This window comes from Halopseudomonas xinjiangensis, assembly GCF_900104945.1.
Classification (GTDB): Bacteria; Pseudomonadota; Gammaproteobacteria; order Pseudomonadales; family Pseudomonadaceae; genus Halopseudomonas; species Halopseudomonas xinjiangensis.
Genome location: NZ_LT629736.1, coordinates 180,331 through 202,230 on the forward strand (window position 1 = coordinate 180,331; position 21,900 = coordinate 202,230).

Consider the following 21,900-nt stretch of genomic DNA (forward strand, 5'->3'; position numbering starts at 1 on the left):
TCAATGGATGGACAGGGTGCATCGACGCTTGTTCGCCGGGTCGCGGGTGAGCGATGGATGATCAGGTCTCCTGCTTGTGCCGCGCCTCGTACAGCGTGTGCAGCGTGATCTGGCGAACTTCCGCCTTGCTCTCTTCGATATGCCTGCGCAGCAAGGTCTGGGCGCGGTGGCAATCGCCCTCGAAAATGCTGGCAAGTATCGCGCCGTGTTCCTCATAGGTTGCCTGGATGCGGGAGGTCTGGGTGAAATCCAGTCGTCTGACGATACGCAGGCGCTCGCTGACATCGTGGTGGATTCGGGCCATTTCCAGATTGCCGGTGGCCTCGACCAGTTGCTCATGAAATCGCTCGTCCAGGGCGCAAACGGCTGGTCCATCCGTCAGCCGGCTCCCGGGTTCGACCAGCCAGGCGTCTTTCAGCGCATCGAGTCCATCAGTCGTGTGAGCTGAGCACAGGCTGGCGACCGCAGCCACCTCCAGGGCGATTCGCACGTCATACAGCTGCTCGAACTGAGCGAACTCGAACGGGCTTACCTGCCAGCCACTGCGGAACGCGACGGAGACGAACCCTTCCCGTTGCAGTCGTGTCAGCGCCTCGCGTACCGGCGTGCGACTGGCCCCGGTCAGGGTCGCGACCTCGCTCTCGGTAAAGCGTTCTCCGGGCAGTAGCCGGAAGCTGAAAATCTCGTCCTTGAGCTGCCGATAGACTCGCTCGGTCAGGTTCTCCGGGCGGGGCGCCGAGGCAGCCCGCCCGCCAGGCACTGCCGGATGCACGTCAGCTGTTCCGCGAAGCGATATAGGCGCGCCAACCGCCAAGATGAGTGATGTCCGTAGCGCCTTCCACGGCCACGCCTTCGCAAATGAAGCCCTTGACCTCGCGGCCGTCCTTCAGTGTCAGGGTGCCAATGCCCAGCGGAGCGGGAATCAGCGCAACGAAGCTGCCGAACAGTTCCACGGGTACATCCCACAGCTCGACAATGATTTCTGCACCGTCCCCGCTGCGGATCAGGCCTGGCTTGGGCGGCGTGGTATTGGGAAGCGCGAACAAGCGATAGTTGCTGGCCGTGAAGGTGCTTTCCACGAAGCGCGCATGGCGCTCGGTCAGCTGCGTGTTCAGCGGCATGCCGGTGAGGTGTGCACCCACCACTGCCAGGCGAACGTAACCGTCTGGCGCATTGGTCGACATCGGTGGAGCAGGCAAGGCACGATCTGTCGCGCCGGCTTTCCAGGGCGCGAAGCGCTGCCAGCTACGTCCGAACTCGGCCAGTGCTTGGTCCTGCCAGGCGGCGCCGATCAGTGTGATACCGAAGGGCAGGCCGTCCTCGCGGAAGCCCGCCGGCATCGCCAACGCCGAGCCATCGGCCAGGTTGACGAAGTTGGTCCAGGTGCCCAGCTGGCTATTGACCGCTACCGGATCGGCGGCAACCTCCGCGAGAGTAGGGAAGCGTGGCGCGGTGGGGACCAGCAGGGCGTCGACCTCGCTCATGCGCAGCTGAATCTCACGCGCCAGATCGGCGCGACGGTATTCAGCGAGATAGGTGTCGGTAGCGCTGAACTTGCCCGCGTTGGCAACGATGCCCCGCACCACGTCGTTCATGTCGTCAGCGTGCTTATCCATGAAGCCGGCGATCGCCGCGTAGCGCTCGGCTACCCAGGGTCCGCCATAGAGCAGCTCGGCCAGTTGCTGCATCGGGCTAAAGTCCAATTCGATCAGCTCGACGCCCATGCTTTGCATCTGGCTCAGGCTGGCCTGCCAGGCGGCCTGGGCCTGCTCATCGCCGAACCACGGCAGCTGGGCCGGGATACCGAATCGCGGTTTGGCCCGCATCAGCCTGGCCGGGGTTTGCTGTTCTCGGGAGTAACCGTCCGCGGCGTCAAAGCCCTGCATGACCGCAGCGACTGTCACAGCATCCTCGACATCAAGGGCAAAAATCGACACGCAATCCAGGCTGCGGCAGGCAGGAATCACACCGGTGGAGCTGAAACGTCCACGGGTCGGCTTGAGCCCGACCAGGTTGTTGAAGCCGGCCGGCACCCGCCCGGAGCCAGCCGTATCAGTCCCCAGGCTGAACGGCACCAGCCCGCGCGCTACGGCAACCGCCGAGCCTGAGCTTGATCCGCCAGAAACGTATTCAGCGTTGAAACTGTTGGGCACTGCGCCGTATGGTGAACGCGTCCCGACCAGGCCAGTGGCGAACTGGTCCAGATTGGTCTTGGCCAGGATGATAGCGCCTGCAGCGCGCAGCCGTTCCACGCTGGTCGAGTCCTTGTCCGCAACGTACCGATAGGCAGGGCAGGCGGCGGTGGTGGGCAGGCCAGCGACGTCGATGTTGTCCTTGATCACGCAAGGCACGCCGTACAGCGGCAGGTCCGCAGCGCCTGGCAATGCGTCCAGTTGATCAAGCTGGCTGGCGAGTTCGCTCCCACTGACAATATGGATAAAGGCCGGATCCTCTGCGCTCAGCTGAGCAAGCAGCGCGGGCAATGCGTCGCGCGGCGTGATGCGTGCCGAGCGGTAAGCCTGTTGCCAATCCTTGATAGTCCATCCGGTATGCGTTGCCATGGGTCCTCCTGCGGGTGTGAATGCAATCTTGTATACAAGACGGTATTCAGCAGGGAGCGTGCCAGTCCGGGCTATTTCTCGTTGTTTGTATCTTAGCCTTTGCTATTCAACGGGTTACAGTCCTCTATTGGTTCCGAACCCCCGCTTGGCCTGGTCGTCGTGCCCCTGGTTGGTGCTTTGGCTCGCGTGCAGCCTTGTTTTGGTGCGACTCGCTCCCGACGGTCGTTCTGTCGCGCTATCCGAACGGGGCAGAGCGAGGATGGTCTACCCTTGGACATTACAAAACGAGGGATCAGTGCGGCCTGGTGGCTCGGAACGTTCATTTGATCGTCACGAGGCGGCACCAGACTGCTCGAAATGTCTGGCAGGTATTGACCACGCGATCGCTTGGTTTTATGGTTCGCCCCGAACGTTGAGGCTGGCACGATCCATACGGCTCAAGTACTGACGACGAGACAGCAAGACCCGGTAAAAACTGCGGACTTATTGCTTTCGGCGCACGCCTTGGGAAGTAGGCGAACCAAAGTGGGGATACTGATCAGACGTTCGCACCCCCGGGTTGTGTGTTGGCCATATATCGTTCGGAGCGCTTCCGTCGGAAAGCGCGCCGCAGTCTCCGCTTTTCCGGCGACTGCCATGCGTGCATCTGCCCTGCATCTGATCATCATGTCCTCACGCGGCCCGAATCCGGAACTTACAGCTTTGGAGCCGACGCCATGTCCATCAAACTCGAAGATTACTTCGACAAAGAGACCTTCAGCCGTATCAAGGATCATGCTGACCAGCACGATACGCCGTTTCTCGTGGTCGACCTCAAGACCATCAACCGCGCCTACGACGACCTGGTAGAAGGCTTTCCCTTCGCCAAGATTTATTACGCGGTGAAGGCCAACCCGTCCAATGAAGTGCTGGGCCTGCTGAAAGACAAGGGCTCGAATTTCGACATCGCCTCGATCTACGAGCTGGAAAAGGTCATGGCACTGGGCGTGCGCCCGGAGCAGATCAGCTTCGGCAACACCATCAAGAAGTCCAAGCACATCCGCGCCTTCTACGAGAAGGGCGTGCGTCTGTTCGCTACCGACTCCGAGGCGGACCTGCGCAACATCGCCAAGGCGGCGCCGGGTTCGAAGGTGTATGTGCGCATCCTTACCGAAGGCTCGACCACGGCCGACTGGCCGCTGTCGCGCAAGTTCGGTTGTCAGACCGACATGGCCATGGACCTGTTGGTGCTGGCCAAGGAGCTGGGCCTGGAGCCCTACGGCATTTCCTTCCACGTCGGCTCGCAGCAGCGCGACATCGGCGCGTGGGATGCGGCGATCGCCAAGGTCAAGGTGATCTTCGAGCGTCTGAAGGAAGAAGACGGTATCACCCTGAAGATGATCAACATGGGTGGCGGCTTCCCCGCCAACTACCTGACCAAGACCAACACGCTGCAGACCTATGCCGAGGAAATCACCCGCTTCCTCCAGGAAGACTTCGGCGACGAGCTGCCGGAAATCATCCTCGAACCGGGTCGTTCGCTTATCGCCAATGCGGGCATTCTGGTCAGCGAAGTGGTACTGGTGTCGCGCAAGTCGCACACCGCTCTGGAGCGCTGGGTATTCACCGACGTGGGCAAATTTTCCGGTCTGATCGAAACCATGGACGAGTCGATCAAGTTCCCGATCTATGTCGAGAAGAAGGGCGAGCTGGAAGAAGCGGTCATTGCCGGGCCGACCTGCGATAGCGCCGACATCATGTACGAGCAGTACAAGTACGGCCTGCCGCTGAACCTGGCTATCGGTGATCGTATGTACTGGCTGTCGACCGGTGCGTATACCACTAGCTACAGCGCGATCGAGTTCAACGGCTTCCCGCCGTTGGAGGCTTTCTACGTTTGACGTAGAAGGCAGCGGCGAGCTTCGAGCGACAAGCTGACCGAGTGGGCCGAAATAAAAAAGCCCGCGTTGGAGACAACGCGGGCTTTTTCGTGTGGTGCGGATACCGCTCGGTGGATAACGCTGCGCGGTTGTCCACCCTACGCCAGGGTGATGTAGGGTGGATGGCCGAAGCCATCCACCGAGAGCGGGCTATCAGGCAAACTTCTGAATGTTGGCCATCAGCTCACGCAACGCTTCGATATTGTCCTTCGGATGCACGGCGCCTTCGAAACTGCACAGCTTCTCGAAGTTGGCCGCGACGTCTTCCGGGGTGAAACCTTCGTCCGGGTTGAAGCCGATGCCCAGCGAGCGCTCCCAGCGCACCTTGCCCATCCAGCCGCCACCGACTTCGAACAGGCTGCCGGTTTCCTTGCACTCTTCCGAGCACAGGTAGGCCACCAGCGGGCTGACCAGCTCGGGCTTGAGCTTCTCGAACGCGCCCGGCGGGAATAGGCCTTCGGTCATACGCGTGCCGCCAGTCGGAGCGATGGCGTTGACGAAGATGTTGTTCTTGCGGCCTTCGATCGCCAGAGTACGGGTCAGGCCGTACAGGCCCAGCTTGGCCATGCCGTAGTTGGCCTGACCGAAGTTACCGTAGATGCCGGACGTGGAAGCAGTGAAGATCACGCGGCCGAAGTTGCTGTCCTTCATGTACGGCCAGGCAGCGTGGGTCACCTTGTAGGCACCTTCGACGTGCACACGGTACACCAGATCCCAGTCGGCATCGGTCATCTTGGCGAAGCTCTTGTCGCGCAGGATGCCGGCGTTGTTGACGACTACGTCAACGCGGCCGAAGTTGTCCATGGCGCACTGAACGATCTTGTCGCCATCGATCACGTTGTCAGGGTTGGCTACGGCGGTGCCACCGGCTGCCTTGATTTCTTCAACCACCTTCAGAGCGGCTTCGCTATTGGCGCCTTCGCCCTGGGTGCTACCACCCAGATCGTTCACGATGACCTTGGCGCCATGCTTGGCGAACAGCAGCGCATGGGCACGGCCGATGCCACCACCGGCGCCGGTAACGATGACGACCTGGTCGTCAAAACGGATATCGCTCATGTAACTCTCCTTCGGAGCAGGATGAAAAATCGGCACACAGTGTCGGTCAGTGACCAGTCGATGGCAAGGCAGCTGGCGGGGGTGAATGGCGCTTTATAAGCCGCAGCTGTCCGTATCTCGGGCATGAAAAAGCCCGCCTCGGCTTCCCGTGGCGGGCTTTGGACCGAACGGCTTCAGACCAGTTCGATAGCTACTGCTGTCGCTTCACCGCCGCCAATGCACAGCGATGCGACGCCGCGCTTGCCACCAGTTTTCTGCAGGGCATTGATCAGCGTGACAATGATGCGCGAGCCGGTGGAGCCGACTGGGTGGCCCTGAGCGCAGGCACCGCCGTAAATGTTGACCTTGGCGTGGTCGAGGCCGTGTTCGCGCATCGCCAACATAGTGACCATGGCGAAGGCTTCGTTAATTTCGAACAGGTCGACCTCGTCCTTGCTCCAGCCGGTCTTGTCGAACAGGTTGGCCATGGCGCCAATCGGGGCCAGAGTGAACTCGCTCGGGTCCTGGCTCTGGGTCGCGTGCCCGACGATACGCGCCAGCGGCTTCAGGCCGCGGCGCTCGGCTTCGGCTGCGGTCATCAGCACCAGCGCGCTGGCACCGTCGGAAATCGAGCTGGCGTTGGCCGCGGTGACGGTACCGTCCTTGCGGAATGCTGGCTTGAGCCCGGAGATCTTGTCGATATTGGCGTTGTGCGGCTGTTCGTCGTCCTTGACCACGACTTCACCCTTGCGGGTCTGCACGGTGACCGGAACGATCTCGCTTTCCAGCGAACCATTATCGATCGCCGCCTTGGCGCGCTTGAGTGATTCGATGGCGTAGGCATCCATCTCCTCGCGGGTGATGCCGCTCTTGTCAGCGGTGTCCTGCGCAAATGAGCCCATCAGACGTCCGGTGCGGGCGTCCTCCAGGCCATCGAGGAACATATGGTCCTTGATTTCGGCATGACCCATGCGCATGCCGCTACGCGCCTTTTCCATCAGATACGGGGCATTGGACATGCTTTCCATGCCGCCAGCGATCATGACCTGGTTGGTGCCGGCCTTGAGCGCGTCATGGGCGAACATGACCGCCTTCATGCCCGAGCCGCACAGCTTGTTGATGGTGGTCGAGCCGGTGGAAGCGGGGAGGCCGGCATTCAGCGCGGCCTGCCGCGCAGGGCCTTGCTTGAGGCCGGCGGGCAGCACGCAACCCATGATGACTTCCTGTATATCCTGCGGTGCGATACCGGCGCGGGAGACAGCTTCGCGGATGGCCAGGGCGCCAAGATCGACTGCCGAAACGCTGGACAGGCTACCCTGGAAGCCACCCATCGGGGTGCGCACACCGCTAACGATAACGACGTCGTTCTGAGACATTTTTAGCTCCTGAAATGACCAAGTATGTATGTGAAGTCATCAAGCGACTTTATGCGCGAGATTATACGCTTAATAAGACGATGCTGGCCGAGTATGATCAGGTTCATACTTTGGAGTGATAGGTGGCCATTCTCCGGCTTGGCTATAGTGCTCTACATGGCGCGCCTCGATGCGCGACCAACGACCCATACAATCCCAAGAAGATCAGGTCACACATATGCTCAATACGCGCGTTCTCCCGCCGAACGACTCGGCCCATTCCACGCCTTTGCTGATCAAAAATCTGCTGTTGTCAGGCAAGCGCTACGAGCGCAGCCAGGAAATCGTCTACCGTGACATCAGCCGCTACGATTACGCCACCTTCAATCAGCGCATCTGCCGTGCCGCCAATGCGCTGAGCCGGGCAGGGGTCAAGCCGGGCCAGACGGTCGCGGTCATGGATTGGGACAGTCATCGCTATCTGGAAATGATGTTCGCCGTGCCGATGTTGGGCGCGGTTCTGCATACCATCAATATCCGCCTGTCGCCTGAGCAGATTCTCTACACCATGAACCACGCCGAAGACATCTTCGTGCTGGTCAACAGCGAGTTCGTACCGATCTACAAGGCCATCGAAGGCCAGCTGACCACAGTCGAGAAAACCATCCTGCTGACCGATGGCGACGAAAAGACCGCGGATCTGCCGGGACTGGTCGGCGAATACGAGCAACTGCTCGCGGCCGAAGAGCCGGAGTACGAGTTCGCGGAATTCGATGAGAACTCGGTCGCCACCACCTTCTACACCACCGGCACCACGGGCAACCCCAAGGGCGTGTACTTCACCCATCGTCAGCTGGTGCTGCACACCATGACCCAGGCGGGGGTCCTCGGTGGGCTGGACAGCGTGCGCATGCTTGGCAATCGTGATGTGTACATGCCGATTACGCCGATGTTCCACGTTCACGCCTGGGGAATTCCGTATACCGCTACGCTGCTCGGCGTGAAGCAGGTCTACCCGGGCCGCTATGACCCGGAGTTACTGGTGGAGCTGATCAAGCGCGAGAAGGTCACCTTCTCCCACTGCGTGCCGACGATTCTGCAGATGGTGCTCAATACGCCCAGCGCCAAAGGTCACGACTTCGGTGGCATGAAGGTGATCATTGGCGGCAGCGCGCTGAACCGCGGTTTGTACGAAGCGGCCAAGAGCAAGGGTATGCATCTGTCCGCGGCCTACGGCATGTCCGAAACCTGCCCACTGATCTCCAATGGCTACGTCAATCTGGAAATCGAGGCGGGTAGTGAGGACGAGCGCGCCACCTACAAGATCAAGGCCGGCGTACCGGTACCCCTGGTCGAAGCGCGGCTGATGAACGCCAAAGGCGAGTTCCTCCCCCACGATGGCAAGACCCAGGGCGAACTGGTACTGCGCGCACCCTGGCTGACGCAGGGTTATTACCGCGAGCCGGAGAAGAGCGATGAACTATGGGCACACGGCTGGATGCATACCGGTGACGTCGCGGCGATCGACTCCATGGGCTTCATCGAGATTCGTGACCGCATCAAGGATGTGATCAAGACCGGCGGAGAGTGGATTTCCTCGCTGGAGCTGGAAGATCTGATCAGTACCAGTCCGGCAGTGAAGGAAGTCGCCGTGGTGGGTGTGCCTGATCCTCAGTGGGACGAGCGTCCGTTTGCTCTCATCGTGGCCTGTGAAGGTTACGAAATGGATGCTAAGACCCTGCGCGATCATCTCAAGCCGTTCGTCGACGAAGGTCGGATCAACAAGTGGGCCATACCCACCCAAATCGCCAGTGTTACCGAAATACCCAAAACCAGCGTAGGCAAGCTCGACAAGAAGCGCATTCGCACCGAAATTGCCGAGTGGCAAGAGGCGCAAGCCCCCTTCCTGTCTACGTTATAGCGCGTCCGGCCCACTCTGATGCCGCGGTAACACTTGCGGCTATGCGGTAGCTCAAACACAGCGAGCTGGCGATGATATCGCCGGCTCGCTGTGTTTTTGGCGGCAGCGTTTTGGCGGTGCAACACTTCCTCGCTTTGACTCAATTCATACTTTGGACTGATCACGCCCGGCATGGCGCTTGGCTATAGTTCGCGACCGAATCAGGGCTGTCTTGCGTGACGCGACGGCCGCTGCATCGTCCATTGCCTGGACGTTCTGTCCCGGCCCCAAGCAAAGCAGAGCAAAACCATGAAGCCAATTCTTCTATCTTCGGCTGTTCTGACATGGGCCCTGGCGGCCGGTGTAGCGAACGCGGCCGTTTCCGAGCAGCAAGCCGCTGAACTCGGCAAGAGCCTGACTCCGATCGGCGCTGAAAAAGCCGGCAATGCCTCCGGCACCATCCCCGAGTGGACTGGCGGTCTGGCCAAGGATGCCGGCCCCGTGCAGAACGGGTTCATGACCAACCCCTATGCCGATGACAAGCCGCAGTTCGTCATCACTGCAGCCAACTATGAGCAGTACGCCGAGCAGCTGACTCCCGGCCAGATCGCGATGTTCAAGCGCTATCCGGACAGCTACAAGATGCCGGTTTACCCGACTCGCCGTAGCGTAGCCCTGCCTGACGACGTCAATGCAGCGACCCGTCACAACGCAGTCAACACCCGCCTGGTTCAGGGTGGCAACGGGCTGGAAAACTACAAGCTGGCGAATGCCTTCCCGATTCCGCAGGACGGCCTGGAAGTGATCTGGAACCAGATCACCCGTTACCGCGGCCACTCCATGGAGCGCGTGCTGACTCAGGCGACCCCGCAGACCAACGGCAACTTCACCATCGTCCGCTTCAATGAGCAGTACGTGGTGCCGCAGGCGCTGACCGACTACGATGCGGAGCGCATGGGTAACATCCTCTACTACTTCAAGCAGCAGGTGACCGACCCGGGTCGTCTGGCCGGCAACGTATTGCTGGTTCACGAGACCATCAACCAGGTCGAAACGCCGCGCATGGCATGGATCTACAATGCTGGTCAGCGCCGTGTTCGCCGTGCACCGCAGGTGTCCTACGACGGTCCAGGTACCGCGGCCGATGGCTTGCGCACTTCCGACAACCTCGACATGTACAACGGCGCCCCGGATCGTTACGACTGGGAGCTGGTCGGCAAGAAGGAAGTGTTCATCCCGTACAACAGCTACGAGCTGGAATCGCCGGAGCACAAGTACACCGACGTGATCAAGGCCGGCCATATCAATCAGGACCTGACCCGCTACGAGCTGCACCGCGTGTGGGAACTGAAGGCCAAGGTCAAGCCTGACCAGCGCCACATCTATGCCCAGCGCCATGTGTTCATCGACGAGGACTCCTGGCAGGCTGCGCACATCGACCATTACGATGGTCGTGGCGAGCTCTGGCGCGTAGCCGAAGCGCATGCGCTGCATCGTTACAATGCGCAGGTTCCGGGCTATGCACTGGAGACCCTGTATGACCTGGTCGCCGGTCGTTACCTGGCCATGGGCATGTACAACGAAGAAAGCCGTGGCTACAACTACGACTACAAGGCCAGCTCTAACGAGTTCACTCCAGCCGCGTTGCGTCAGTCCGGCGTACGCTGATCTAGCCTGGTCAGAACCCCGCCCGCATCATGCCGGCGGGGTTTTGTCGTGTCAGTCTGTTACAAAACGATATAACCGCAGCGTGCCGCAGTGGATAAACTGCCGGCATGGCCTCACCGATTCCGCTCTATCCGGGCAAGAGTTTCCGCCCGCCGCTCCCTGCGGACCATTTGCCACGCCCGCGTCTTGTCCAGCTTCTGGGCGATTCCGCTTTGCGCCGACTGATTCTGATCAGCGCCCCGGCCGGCTTCGGCAAAAGTACCCTTGCGGCGGAATACTGCGAGCAATTGCCCGATCGCTGGCGCTCGGTATGGCTGGCACTCGACCCGCGCGATGCCAGTGCCGGGCAGTTTCTTCGCACCCTGATCAGCGGGCTGCAGAGCGTTCTTCCGCGCCTCGGTGAGCAACAGCTGACGTTGCTTGAGCAAACCCATAGCCAGCAACCCCTGGATCTGGAGTCAGTGACCCGGGCATTGTTAGCCAGCTTGGCCGAGCGCTGCGAAGCGACTGGTCGCAACGCTCCCGAGCGTGTGGTGCTGGTACTCGATGATTATCACCTGGTGCAGAGCCAGCAATGCGACCGCCTGTGTGCGCTACTACTCGAGGGCTTGCCCGGCTCTTTCCAGTTGATGCTGACCAGTCGCAAGAAGCCTGGCTGGCACCTGGCCCGGCTGCGTCTGGGCAATCAGGTACTCGAACTGGGCGAGGACCATCTGCGTCTGGGCAACGAGTCCGCGGCAGAATTTCTCCGGCGTGCTGGCGTCACCGAGCCGGACCCGGAATGGGCGAGGCACATCCTGCAACGCAACGAGGGCTGGTTCGCCGGCTTGCGCCTGATGGCAATAGCCGCCGAGCAGGCGGCGGGGGCACTGCGGCCCTTGACCTTGCCCAAGACTCCGGGCCCCTTGATCAACGAGTATTTGCTGGAAGAGGTGGTGCTACGCCAGCCCCAGCAAGTGCAGACTTTTCTGCAGGATGCCGCCTGGCTCGACCGGTTCAGTGCGGAGCTGTGCGACAGCGTTCGGGACAGTGAAGACAGCGCGGCGATTCTCGAACATCTGGCCAGCCACAGAGTCTTCCTGGTGCCGCTCGACCCGGAAGGTCACTGGTACCGGTTCCATCATCTGTTTTCAGACGTGCTGCGTAACCGTGGTGCGGCGGCCGACCCGAAACGGCAGTTGCGGATTCATCGGCGAGCGTGCCAATGGTTTGCTGCGCAGGGCCTGATCGCCGAGGCCATCGAGCATGCGCTGGCCGCCGAGCGGCCGGACGAAGCAGCAAGCCTGGTGCAGGCCTTGCCGCTTGATCAACTGCTGGCCGAGCAGCCTGTAGCCAAGCTGCTGCGCTGGAAAGCCGAGCTGCCGACGGTGCTGCAGGCGAGTTCCGAGCGGTTGGTGCTGGTGCATGCGTGGACGCTGGCGCTGGCATGCCAACTGGAGGATGCCGAGCTGATGCTTGATCGTCTGAGTGCGTTTCTGCCGCAGCCGGACGCCCATCGTCAGGAACAGCTGCTCGCACTGGCTCTGACCTTGAAGGGCTACCTGGCGCGGCAAGCCGGGAAGCTGGAGGAGGCGTTCAGCTGTCTTGGGCAGGCGCTCGACAGCCTGACCGACGACGCATCGGGTAGCCGGTTGATCGCGATGCTCACACTCGCCGAAATTGACCTGGCGGAGCGGCGCATCGACGATGCGCGTGGCCGGGTGCGTGATGCTATTGCCCTGGCGCAGCGCACCGGTAGTCCGTTGTTCGAGGCTCAAGCGCAACTCATGCGGGCGCGTCTGCAACAGGCGCGTGGACTGGTGGAGCGTGCCCGGGGAACGGTGCAGGCTCAGCTCGCCCTGATCGATGCGGGCGATCATGCCGAGGATCTGTCGATCCGTGCGCGACTGACCATGTATGAAGGCTACCTGGCCGGTCTGCAGGGCGAGCGGGAGCAGGCGCTGGCGACACTGGATGTCGGGATAGCCGAAGCGCGGCGCTGCCGGGATATTCACGTGCTGCTGGGTTACTGCATGAAGGCCAGCCTGCTCGGTAGGCAGCGCGACACGCTTGGCGAGGGCTTTGACACGCTGACCGAGGCCGAACGCCTGATGCACATGTGGGACATACCTCCGGTGCTGCATCTCGGCTGGCTTACCGTCCTCAAATGCGACCTGTGGATGAGCACCGACAGGCGCGAGCTCGCCGATCAATGGCTGCCCCGGCTGCGCCAGACCTACTGCGGCCCGGCGCCGGCCGCTCCTCCACCGTTCTACCACGCTCTGGCTGCCTATATCGAACTGGTCAATGCTCGGCTGCTCTGGCTGCGTGGAGACCAAGCCGGCTGTGAGCATGCGCTGCGGGCTCTCCTGGCTACGCTGCAGCGTGCCGGAGAGGGCTTGCAGCTGATCATCGTCCAGGTGCATCTGGCCAGGTTGCTGTTCCACACCAACCGTGAGGTGGAGGCGGGCGCACTTCTGCGTGCCGCGCTGGACATGGCTGCGGCGCAACGCATCGTCGATCCATTCCTGTCGCTGGTTCGACAGAGCCCGCCCGGTCTGCATAGCGCTCTCGCCGATGCTCCGGCCAGCACCTTGCGAGACGATTTGCTGGCGATGCTTCCGGCGATTGCGGGCCCGACTGGCAAGCCCGTCGCCGCAACCCTGCGTGAACCGCTCAGCACCCGGGAGCTGGATGTGCTGCGCTGCATCGCGCAGGGCTACTCCAATCAGCAGATAAGCGAGGCGCTGTACATTTCGCTGCATACGGTGAAAAGCCATGCCCGGCGCATCAATAACAAGCTCGGGGTGGCTCGCCGCACCCAGGCTGTGGCTCAAGCGAAGGCGCTGGGTCTGCTTGGCTAGCAAAATGCGCTAATCTCCCGGGTACTGCCTACAAGGAGTCGCGCATGCCCAGCCTCAATCAACAGATTCTTATTGCCGCCTGTCTTGGCTTGCTCATCGGCTGGCTGGTGGGCGCCATGCCGGACGAAGCTGCCGCGCGCACCTCAGTGCTCTATGCCAGCACCCTGGTCGGCAGCGTTTTCATCGGACTTTTGAAGATGATTCTGGTGCCGCTGATCTTCACCTCGATCGCCGTGGGTGTCGCGAATCTGCAGGCGCATCATCAGGTTCACCGCGTGTGGGTCACGACACTGGTGTATTTCATCGGCACGTTGGCGCTGGCCATGCTGGTAGCCTTGATCGCGGCGAACCTGTTCAAGCCGGGAGCAGGGCTGTCTCTGACGCTGTTCGAAGACGCGATGTCGACTTTCGAGGCGCGCCAGCTCACCTTGCCTGAGTTCTTCCAGCACTTCTTCGCCAATCTTTTCCAGAATCCTTTTACCGCTTTCGCCAATAACAGCATTCTCTCGATCGTGGTTTTCGCGATCTTTCTCGGTGTGGCGCTGGTGGCGGGTGGGGCGCGTTACGGCAATATCCTCAAGGTACTGCAGGAGTTCCTCGAGCTGCTGATGCGCATAGTCGGCTGGATCATGCGCCTGGCACCGCTGGGCATCCTGGCGCTGTTGATCCGGCTGGTCGCCGAGCAGGACGCAAGTCTGCTTACTGCCGTGCTCGGCTTCATCGTCCTGGTGTTCGCCACCACCCTGTTTCATGGCATCGTCGTGCTGCCCGGCATCCTCTGGATCGTCACCCGCAAATCGCCGTTGTGGTTCTGGCGCGGTTCGCGCGAGGCGATCATCACCGCCTTCGCTACCAGCTCCAGCGCGGCGACACTGCCGATATCGATGCGCTGCGCCGAGGAAAATCTTCAGGTCCAACGCGGCGTCGCCGGGTTCGTGTTGCCGCTCGGTGCGACCATGAACATGGATGGCACTGCCTTGTATGAAGCCGCCGCCGCACTGTTCGTCGCCAATCTGATGGGCATCGAGCTGAGCTTCGCCCAGCAGATGGTGGTGTTCTTCACTGCGATGGTGGCGTCCACCGGCGCACCGGGTATCCCCAGCGCGGGGATGGTGACCATGGTGATGGTGTTGCAGGCGGTTGGACTGCCTGCCGAAGCCATCGCCATCCTGCTGCCAATCGACCGGTTACTGGATACGGTGCGTACTGCGGTCAACGTGGAAGGTGATATCGTCGGCAGCGTGGTGGTGCAGCAGTTGGCCGGTGTGCCCGAGCAGGCCGAGGATCTCGCTGAGGTACAGCGTGCCTGAAAGATGCTGCGGGCTTGTCGCGGAGCCGGGATAAAAGGCCTGGCATCGTCCCGAACCTGATGCGCTGGTGTTTCTGGCTGGCCCTTGGCATCCTTGCAGCCGCTTGGCTCGATAGACGCATCAGGAGAATTCATGCAGCCCAACCCCTCGACGCTTGTTCGTGAAACCTTTCCGGTGGGCCCGCTGGGCTGTAACTGCACCATCGTCGGCGACCCGCAGACGAAAAAAGCCATCGTCATCGATCCGGGCGGAGACCACCAGTTGATCCTTGATCGTCTCGACGCGCTGGGCCTGAAGGTGGTCAGTATCATCCACACCCATGCGCACCTGGATCACTTTCTCGCCTCTGGCGAAATGAAGAAGGCCACCGGAGCGACGCTGCATCTCCACAAGGACGACCAGTTCCTCTGGGATAACCTGGAAATGCAGTGTCGCCTGTTCGGCGTGGCTTACACGCCGGTTCCGGCCCCCGATCAATGGTTGCAAGATGATGAAGAGCTCGCCTGTGGCTGCGGAGTGGCGTTACATACGCCAGGCCACACTCCGGGCTCGATGAGCTTCTGGTTTCCCCAGGATCGGCTGTTGATCGCGGGCGATACGCTGTTTCGGCGCGGCATTGGTCGTACCGATCTGTGGGGCGGCGACCATCAACAGATCGAGCGGTCGATCCGCCAGCGTCTGTACACGCTTGACGAAGAAGCAGTTGTGGTGACTGGTCACGGCCCGGATACGGTCCTCGGCGAGGAAATCCGAGAGAACCCATTCATTCGCGGCTGAGCTTTCGTCCGGATTGTGCTCTGAAGCTCTTCCGAATCTGGTTTATTCAGGTAATCTGCGGCGATGCCGTACCCATGAAAGGAATATACCCCATGAAGATACAAGGTTTGATCGCTGCAGGTTTGTGCTCGGCTCTGCTCGCAGGCTGCACTACCAACCCGTACACCGGCGAGCAGCAGGCAGGCAAGTCGTCCATCTATGGTCTGGGCGGCGCTGCGGCCGGCGCAATCGTTGGGGCAGCGACGTCCAGCAAGAAGGATCGTGGCAAGGGCGCATTGATCGGCGCAACCGTTGGTGGTGCCGCGGGTGCCGGCTACGGTTATTACGTCGATCAGCAGGAGGCGCGGTTGCGCCAGGAGCTGTCAGGCACCGGCGTGCAGGTCGTGCGCAACGGCAATGACATTCAGCTGGTCATGCCGGGCAACATCACGTTCGCCAGCAGCTCGGCGGATATCGCCAGCAGTTTCTACCCGACGCTGAATTCGCTGGTGCGTGTATTCAAGGAATACGACCGCAATGGTGTCGACATCGTCGGTCACACCGACAGCACCGGCTCGCTGGAGCTGAATATGCGCCTGTCGCAGCAACGTGCGACCAGCGTAGCGTCCTATCTGACTGGTCAGGGTATCTCCGGGGCACGCATCACCAGCCGCGGCGTAGGTCCGAGCCAGCCGATAGCATCCAACGAAACCCAGGAAGGCCGTGCGCGCAACCGCCGCGTCGAGATCAACCTGCGGCCGATGCAGTAAGCTGAGTTGAATCCGCCTCGTCAGGCTCAGGCCTGGCGCGGCGGATACTCCATGTGCAGCCGTTCGAGCTGCGCATCCTTCTCTTCCCACAAACTGTTGATCCAGCCCTGGAACTCGCTACGGAAGGCCTCGTCATTTTGATAGTCCCTGCCGAGGAACTGCGACGGAATCGGCTTCAGCTCGCAGCGCATGACCACCTTGCGAATCCTGCCGCTTAGCAGATCCCAGAAGGTCGGATTGCCATCCGGGTAATGGATGGTGATGTCCACCAGCGAGCGCAGCTGGGTGCCCATCGCGTCGAGTACGAAGGCAACGCCGCCCGACTTGGGTTTGAGCAGATAACGAAACGGCGAGTTCTGCTGGTCGTGCTTGGCCTGGGTGAAGCGCGTGCCCTCGAGAAAATTGAAAACCGCTACCGGCGTCGTCTTGAATTTTTCACAGGCGCGGCGGGTGGCGGCCACGTCCTGCCCAGCCTTTTCCGGATGCCGGTCAAGGTAGGCCTTGGTGTAGCGTTTCATGAACGGAAAATCGAGCGCCCACCAGCAGATGCCGATGATCGGCACCCAGATCAGCTCCTGCTTGAGAAAGAACTTCAACATGGGCATGCGGCGGTTGAGGTTGTGCTGCAGCGCGAGGATGTCGACCCAGCTTTGATGGTTGCTTATGACCAGATACCAGCCATCGTAGGCCAGTTGCTCATGGCCTGATACATCCCACTCGGTGCGCCCGGCGAGCTTCATCCAGCCGCTGTTGCAGAGGATCCAGAACTCGGCGATGCGAATCAGCAGGACGGTGCAGGCTTTCTGCAGCGCAGGCCACGGCAGCAGTTTGATCAGGGCCAAGGGCAGCAGCACGCTGAAGCAGACGACGGTGTTCAGCACCAGTAACAGGGCAGACAGGCTCCCGCGAATCGACGCGGGTAGAAAGCTCAGCATAAACGATGACTCGGTCACGGGCCCGGCCTCGGGGCCTGGGCGATTTTTATTCGGAATTATCGGCCTGAATTGCCGTCAGCGCGATGGTGTAGACGATATCGTCGACCAATGCGCCGCGCGACAGATCATTCACCGGCTTGCGCAAGCCCTGTAGCATCGGGCCGACGCTGACCACGTTGGCGCTACGCTGAACGGCCTTGTATGTGGTGTTGCCAGTATTCAGATCGGGAAACACGAACACAGTGGCCTTGCCGGCCACCGGGCTGTCCGGTGCCTTTTGCAGACCTACGCTGGCGATGGCGGCGGCATCATACTGGAGCGGCCCGTCGATCAACAATCCCGGCTCACGCTCCCGAGCGATGCGTGTCGCCTGGCGAACCTTTTCCACATCCGCACCGGTACCCGATTCCATGGTCGAGTAGCTGATCATCGCCACTCGCGCCGGAATGCCGAACGACTCGGCAGAGCGAGCGCTCTGGATGGCGATTTCAGCGAGCTCCTCTGCGTTCGGATCCGGGTTGACCGCGCAGTCCCCGTACACCAGCACCTGATCTGGCAGCAGCATGAAGAAAATCGATGATACGAGGTTGTAACCCGGTGCCGTCTTGATCAGCTGGAAGGCCGGGCGAATGGTATTGGCAGTGGTGTGCACCGCGCCGGAAACCAGCCCGTGCACTTCGTCCAGCGCGAGCATCATGGTGCCGAGTACCACATTGTCTTCAAGTTGCTGCAGCGCCATGGGGGCGTTCAGGCCACGGCCCTGGCGCAGCTTCACCATCGGCTCGACATACCGCTCGCGTACCACGTCGGGGTCGAGGATGCGCAGACCCTCGGGCAGCGTGATGTGTTGTGCGCGGGCGACCGCCTCAACTGCCTCGGGCTTGGCCAGCAACACACAGTCGGCGATCCCGCGTCTTTGACAGATGGCAGCTGCCTGGACGGTGCGCGGCTCGTCACCTTCCGGCAACACGATGCACTTGGCGGCCTTCTGCGCCCGGCGGAACAGCTCATAGCGAAACGCCGGCGGAGACATGCGCAGCTCACGCGGCTTGCCGCAACGCTCCTGCAGCCAGGCGTGATCGATATGCGAGGCGGCGTAATCGGTGACCATTTCGGCGCGCTCGATATCATCGACCGGGATCTCCCGGTTCATGCGGTCTAGATGCGTGGCCGTGTTGAAACTGTTGGTAGTCACGGTCATCACCGGCAAACCGCTTTCCAGAGCCGGTTTGCACAGCTTCATGACGCGGCTGTCAGGGCTTATGCCGCCGGTCAGCAGCAGGCCTGCCAGCGGTGTGCCAGCCAGCGAGGCGAGGCAACTGGCGATGAACACGTCATCGCGATCGCCCGGAGTGACGATCAGGGTCCCCGGCTTGAGGCGCTCGATGATGTTCGGCACGGTGCGCGCGCACAGCGATATTTCTGCCACCCGGCGTGTGCGGATGTCGCCTTCGTTGAGAATCTGCGCGCCCAGCAGTTCCGCAACATCGCCGGTGCGGGGGGCATTGAGTTCATCCTTCCAGGGAATGCAGCCGATAAGCCGGAAGTCCTCGGTATCCAGTACCTTGGATTGTTGCTTCAGCGCCTGCGCGTATTCCTTCAGGGTGCGCTTGAGCTTGCCCAGTTCAGTGGCCAGGCCCTCGTTCTCATCGATACCTTCGACCTTGTTGACGATAGCGCCGAGCACCTTCGGGTCACGCGGGCCACCGAAGGTCTGCGCATGGATTTCGATGCGGTTGGCCAGCGCGGCCATGTCAGCGTCATTCGAGTCAGGCGCGGTCACCAGAATGACGTCGGCATCCAGGCTCTTGGCCAGATGGTTGTTGATTCGTGCCGCATAGCTGGCCTGCCGTGTCGGCACCATGCCTTCGACCACGACGACATCGGCATCGACGGCTGCCTGCTGGAAGCGGCTGATGATGTCTTCAAGCACCTCGTTCAGCTCGCCCTTGGCCAGACGCTGCTCGACTTCGCTCAGGCCCAGTGGCTGCGGCGGGGCGAGACCGAGCGTGCGCGCTATCAACTCGCTCGAGCGTTCCGGTCCCGTGTCGCCCGCGTGCGGCTGGGCGATGGGTTTTAGGAAATGTACGCGCAGGCCGGTTCGTTCCAGTGCGCGAATGAGACCCAGGCTGATCGAGGTGAGACCGACGCCGAACCCAGTGGGGGCTATGAAAAAGGTATGCATGCTGCTCCCGTTATGACTGATTGCGCAGTTGGTCGATCAGGCTCAGGCTCTCATCGGCGATCTGGCGTTCTTCGTCAGTTGGAATGACAAGGATCGCCGGTGAACCGCTACGGTGCACCGCGCCGGCTTGGCCGCGTGGCAACCGGCTGTTGGCATCCGGGTCGATGTGCAGGCCGAGAATGGCCAGGTGGCGCAGCGTCAATGCTCGAACCAGTGCCGAGTTTTCGCCGATACCGCCGGTGAAGATCAAACCGTCCAGCCGCGGCAGGGCGACCGCCAGGCCGGCCAGCGAGCGCGCCAGGCGATAACAGAACACCTCGATGGCGAGATGCGCACCGTGATGCCCATCCTCGCGCGCCTGCTCGAGCTGGCGCATGTCGTTGGACAGGCCCGAGAGTCCCAGCAAACCACTTTCGCGATTCAGCAACTGCTCTATGCGCGGCAGATCCCAGCCTAGCGTGCGGGCCAGATGTGCGTGCAGGTTCGGATCGACGTCACCGCTGCGGGTGCCCATCACCAAGCCCTCGAGCGGCGTCAGTCCCATGCTGGTATCCAGGCTCTTGCCATCGAGCACCGCACAGCTGGAGCACCCGTTGCCAAGGTGCGCGCTCAGCCAGGCTCCGTGTCCGAACTGGCGACCCGTGAGCAGGCTGGCCTGGTTGGTCACATACTGATGGCTGGTGCCGTGGAACCCATAGCGGCGGACGCCGTGGACCGCATACAGATCGTCGGGCAGGGCATAGCGGTAGGCGTGGGCCGGCATGCTCTGGTGGAAGGCGGTATCAAAGATCGCGACCTGCTGAACGTCCGGCAACAACTCCATGGCCGCGCGGATACCGGTTAGGTTCGCCGGATTATGTAGCGGGGCAAGCGGAGCACTGGCATCAATGGCTGCTATGACCTCGTCATCGATGAGCCGCGCCCCGGTGAAGTGTTCTCCGCCATGCACGACGCGATGCCCGACGGCCGCCAGCGGCTGGCTGGTATGTTCACCGATCAAGGGCAACAGTCGCGCCATGGCCTGCGTATGGTCTGCCTCCCCGAGGGGCTCTTCGTGCTTGTGATCACCAAGTCGCCATTCCAGCGTCGCCTGAGGCGTTCCGAGGCGCTCGGCAAGGCCGCTGAGCAACGGCTGGCTGGTGTCCTCCTCGCGAACAGCGAATTTGATCGATGAACTACCGCAGTTAATCACCAGTACCAGTCGGCTCGACATGAATTTCCCATATTTTGATCTATATTGCTTATTGTCCTCGGGAGGATGGGCCGAGTTCCCCCGGTCGAACCGTGCGTTCGGACGGCATTCGGCGTAGACTCACCGGTTTTGCACACGACATTACAGGTACCAGATTATGCAAGTTGCCGCCAACAAGGCCGTATCCATCGACTATACGCTGACCAACGACGCTGGCGAGGTGATTGATTCCTCCGCTGGTGGTGCACCCCTGGTCTACCTGCATGGCGCGGGCAACATCATCCCGGGTCTGGAGCAGGCGCTCGAAGGCAAGCAGGAAGGTGACGAGATCAAAGTCTCTGTCGAGCCAGAAAATGCATACGGCGAATTCAGCCCCGAACTGGTCGCCGTGCTCGGTCGCAACATGTTCGAAGGCGTCGACGAACTCGAAGTCGGCATGCAGTTCCACGCTTCCGGTCCGGATGGCGGCATGCAGATCGTCACCATCACCGCTCTGGAAGGCGACGAAGTGACTGTCGACGGTAATCACCCGCTCGCCGGCCAGCGCCTGAACTTCGACGTCAAGGTCGTTGACGTGCGCGAGGCCAGCGCTGATGAACTGTCCCATGGTCACATCCATGGCGAAGGTGGCGTGGAGCACTAAGCGCGCGCACGGCGCCTGGAAACAGGCGCACCGGAAAAAGCCGAGCCATTGCTCGGCTTTTTCATGTCCGGAGCATTTCTGATCTGTGGCGCAGAGCGGCGAGCTATTTGCTCGTATCACTGATAATGATGTTGATCCGATCTCGTATCGAAGAAAGATGACCGGTCGTATAGTGGCGTCCATGAACACTATCCAGGATAAGCGGGCGCGCATACTTGCTGCGGGTACCGAAGTGATGTTGCTCAAGGGCTATAGCGGGACTGGCGTGCAGGAGATCACCCAGGGGGCCGGTGTGCCCAAGGGCTCCTTCTATCACTACTTCGAAAGCAAGGAAGACTTCGCCATTCAGGCGTTGCACTTCTACTACACGCCACGGCTGGAGCGCTTCGCAGCTGCGCTGCGCGCCGCCGATGCCGCTCCCCGCGAGCGCGTGCTGCGCTTCTATCGCGATCTGGTTGGCTATTTCGCCAATCAGCAGGAGCCGACTCACCAGTGCTTCATCGGCAGTCTGTGCCATGAAAAGGCTGATGAGAGCCAGCCGATCGGCTACGCCGCCCGCGCTATTCTCAAGCGCTCCAGTGCGGTACTGGCCGAATGTCTGCAGGCGGCGCAGGAGCAGGGCGAGATCGCCGCTGACCAGGACCCGACAGAGCTGGCAGCCTTCATCGGTGCTGCCTGGGAAGGTGCCTTGCTGCGCATGAAGGTGGATCGCCAGGTTGGCCCGCTGCGCACATTCATCACTCAGCTGGAGCGATTGCTTCGGCGCTGATCGAAAACGAGACGACCGGTCAACTGGCGACGGTCGCCCACCAAGACCAACGATAA

16 protein-coding genes are annotated in these 21,900 nt (G+C 61.4%); 9 read left to right on the plus strand and 7 right to left on the minus strand.

Annotated elements, in window-relative coordinates; genetic code table 11:
- Positions 1–61 precede the first annotated feature (61 nt).
- Positions 62–772, minus strand: coding sequence for a GntR family transcriptional regulator (locus BLT85_RS00870; protein ID WP_231701507.1), 711 nt, complete (start codon positions 770–772; stop codon positions 62–64).
- A 1-nt stretch (position 773) separates the two neighbouring features.
- A complete protein-coding gene (gene atzF / locus BLT85_RS00875) occupies positions 774–2,561 on the minus strand; it encodes an allophanate hydrolase (RefSeq protein WP_093391345.1) in 1,788 nt (595 codons plus the stop codon).
- Between the two features lie 716 nt (positions 2,562–3,277).
- On the opposite strand from atzF, the gene BLT85_RS00880 reads away from it, so the two are divergent.
- Complete coding sequence (locus tag BLT85_RS00880; protein ID WP_093391348.1) at positions 3,278–4,441, plus strand: type III PLP-dependent enzyme; 1,164 nt, start codon at positions 3,278–3,280, stop codon at positions 4,439–4,441.
- A gap of 192 nt (positions 4,442–4,633) precedes the next feature.
- Here BLT85_RS00880 and BLT85_RS00885 read toward each other — a convergent pair whose 3' ends face one another.
- Both BLT85_RS00885 and BLT85_RS00890 read right to left on the minus strand, forming a co-directional pair.
- Entirely contained in the window at positions 4,634–5,539 is a 906-nt protein-coding gene (locus BLT85_RS00885; RefSeq protein WP_093391351.1) for an SDR family oxidoreductase, read from the minus strand.
- A 173-nt stretch (positions 5,540–5,712) separates the two neighbouring features.
- A complete protein-coding gene (locus tag BLT85_RS00890) occupies positions 5,713–6,894 on the minus strand; it encodes a thiolase family protein (RefSeq protein ID WP_093391354.1) in 1,182 nt (393 codons plus the stop codon).
- Positions 6,895–7,111: 217 nt separating this feature from the next.
- Here BLT85_RS00890 and BLT85_RS00895 point away from each other — a divergent pair, with 217 nt between their 5' ends.
- The 6 genes from BLT85_RS00895 to BLT85_RS00920 all read left to right on the plus strand — a co-directional run bounded on the left by BLT85_RS00895 (position 7,112) and on the right by BLT85_RS00920 (position 16,120).
- Entirely contained in the window at positions 7,112–8,794 is a 1,683-nt protein-coding gene (locus BLT85_RS00895; RefSeq protein WP_093391356.1) for a fatty acid--CoA ligase, read from the plus strand.
- Positions 8,795–9,082: 288 nt separating this feature from the next.
- On the plus strand, positions 9,083–10,441 hold the full coding sequence (locus tag BLT85_RS00900; protein ID WP_093391359.1) for a DUF1329 domain-containing protein: 1,359 nt from the start codon (positions 9,083–9,085) through the stop codon (positions 10,439–10,441).
- Positions 10,442–10,548: 107 nt separating this feature from the next.
- Positions 10,549–13,284, plus strand: a complete 2,736-nt coding sequence (locus BLT85_RS00905; RefSeq protein WP_093391362.1) for a LuxR C-terminal-related transcriptional regulator — start codon at positions 10,549–10,551, stop codon at positions 13,282–13,284.
- A 44-nt stretch (positions 13,285–13,328) separates the two neighbouring features.
- Entirely contained in the window at positions 13,329–14,594 is a 1,266-nt protein-coding gene (locus tag BLT85_RS00910) for a dicarboxylate/amino acid:cation symporter (protein ID WP_093391365.1), read from the plus strand.
- A 132-nt stretch (positions 14,595–14,726) separates the two neighbouring features.
- On the plus strand, positions 14,727–15,371 hold the full coding sequence (locus BLT85_RS00915) for an MBL fold metallo-hydrolase (protein ID WP_093391368.1): 645 nt from the start codon (positions 14,727–14,729) through the stop codon (positions 15,369–15,371).
- Positions 15,372–15,463: 92 nt separating this feature from the next.
- A complete protein-coding gene (locus BLT85_RS00920; protein WP_093391371.1) occupies positions 15,464–16,120 on the plus strand; it encodes an OmpA family protein in 657 nt (218 codons plus the stop codon).
- A gap of 26 nt (positions 16,121–16,146) precedes the next feature.
- Here BLT85_RS00920 and BLT85_RS00925 read toward each other — a convergent pair whose 3' ends face one another.
- Genes BLT85_RS00925 through BLT85_RS00935 form a run of 3 tightly spaced genes read right to left on the minus strand, consistent with a single transcriptional unit; the run spans position 16,147 to position 20,453 of the window.
- Positions 16,147–17,055 (minus strand): acyltransferase, encoded by a 909-nt coding sequence (locus BLT85_RS00925; protein WP_093391374.1) that lies wholly within the window; start codon positions 17,053–17,055, stop codon positions 16,147–16,149.
- A gap of 46 nt (positions 17,056–17,101) precedes the next feature.
- Positions 17,102–19,240, minus strand: coding sequence for a phosphate acetyltransferase (gene pta / locus BLT85_RS00930; RefSeq protein ID WP_093391377.1), 2,139 nt, complete (start codon positions 19,238–19,240; stop codon positions 17,102–17,104).
- 10 nt (positions 19,241–19,250) lie between these two features.
- A complete protein-coding gene (locus tag BLT85_RS00935) occupies positions 19,251–20,453 on the minus strand; it encodes an acetate kinase (RefSeq protein ID WP_093391380.1) in 1,203 nt (400 codons plus the stop codon).
- Positions 20,454–20,589: 136 nt separating this feature from the next.
- On the opposite strand from BLT85_RS00935, the gene BLT85_RS00940 reads away from it, so the two are divergent.
- Both BLT85_RS00940 and BLT85_RS00945 read left to right on the plus strand, forming a co-directional pair.
- Positions 20,590–21,075, plus strand: a complete 486-nt coding sequence (locus BLT85_RS00940; RefSeq protein ID WP_093391383.1) for an FKBP-type peptidyl-prolyl cis-trans isomerase — start codon at positions 20,590–20,592, stop codon at positions 21,073–21,075.
- Between the two features lie 181 nt (positions 21,076–21,256).
- On the plus strand, positions 21,257–21,844 hold the full coding sequence (locus BLT85_RS00945; protein ID WP_231701508.1) for a TetR/AcrR family transcriptional regulator: 588 nt from the start codon (positions 21,257–21,259) through the stop codon (positions 21,842–21,844).
- Positions 21,845–21,900 lie beyond the last annotated feature (56 nt).

Excerpts from the sequence above, each read along its gene's own strand:
- BLT85_RS00895 (WP_093391356.1), top strand. The coding sequence starts at position 7,112 with ATGCTCAATACGCGCGTTCTCCCGCCGAACGACTCGGCCCATTCCACG.
- BLT85_RS00905 (WP_093391362.1), top strand. The coding sequence starts at position 10,549 with ATGGCCTCACCGATTCCGCTCTATCCGGGCAAGAGTTTCCGCCCGCCG.
- BLT85_RS00945 (WP_231701508.1), top strand. The coding sequence starts at position 21,257 with ATGAACACTATCCAGGATAAGCGGGCGCGCATACTTGCTGCGGGTACC.
- BLT85_RS00910 (WP_093391365.1), top strand. The coding sequence starts at position 13,329 with ATGCCCAGCCTCAATCAACAGATTCTTATTGCCGCCTGTCTTGGCTTG.
- BLT85_RS00925 (WP_093391374.1), bottom strand. The coding sequence starts at position 17,055 with ATGCTGAGCTTTCTACCCGCGTCGATTCGCGGGAGCCTGTCTGCCCTG.
- BLT85_RS00920 (WP_093391371.1), top strand. The coding sequence starts at position 15,464 with ATGAAGATACAAGGTTTGATCGCTGCAGGTTTGTGCTCGGCTCTGCTC.
- BLT85_RS00900 (WP_093391359.1), top strand. The coding sequence starts at position 9,083 with ATGAAGCCAATTCTTCTATCTTCGGCTGTTCTGACATGGGCCCTGGCG.
- BLT85_RS00915 (WP_093391368.1), top strand. The coding sequence starts at position 14,727 with ATGCAGCCCAACCCCTCGACGCTTGTTCGTGAAACCTTTCCGGTGGGC.
- BLT85_RS00935 (WP_093391380.1), bottom strand. The coding sequence starts at position 20,453 with ATGTCGAGCCGACTGGTACTGGTGATTAACTGCGGTAGTTCATCGATC.
- atzF (WP_093391345.1), bottom strand. The coding sequence starts at position 2,561 with ATGGCAACGCATACCGGATGGACTATCAAGGATTGGCAACAGGCTTAC.
- pta (WP_093391377.1), bottom strand. The coding sequence starts at position 19,240 with ATGCATACCTTTTTCATAGCCCCCACTGGGTTCGGCGTCGGTCTCACC.
- BLT85_RS00890 (WP_093391354.1), bottom strand. The coding sequence starts at position 6,894 with ATGTCTCAGAACGACGTCGTTATCGTTAGCGGTGTGCGCACCCCGATG.
- BLT85_RS00885 (WP_093391351.1), bottom strand. The coding sequence starts at position 5,539 with ATGAGCGATATCCGTTTTGACGACCAGGTCGTCATCGTTACCGGCGCC.
- BLT85_RS00940 (WP_093391383.1), top strand. The coding sequence starts at position 20,590 with ATGCAAGTTGCCGCCAACAAGGCCGTATCCATCGACTATACGCTGACC.
- BLT85_RS00880 (WP_093391348.1), top strand. The coding sequence starts at position 3,278 with ATGTCCATCAAACTCGAAGATTACTTCGACAAAGAGACCTTCAGCCGT.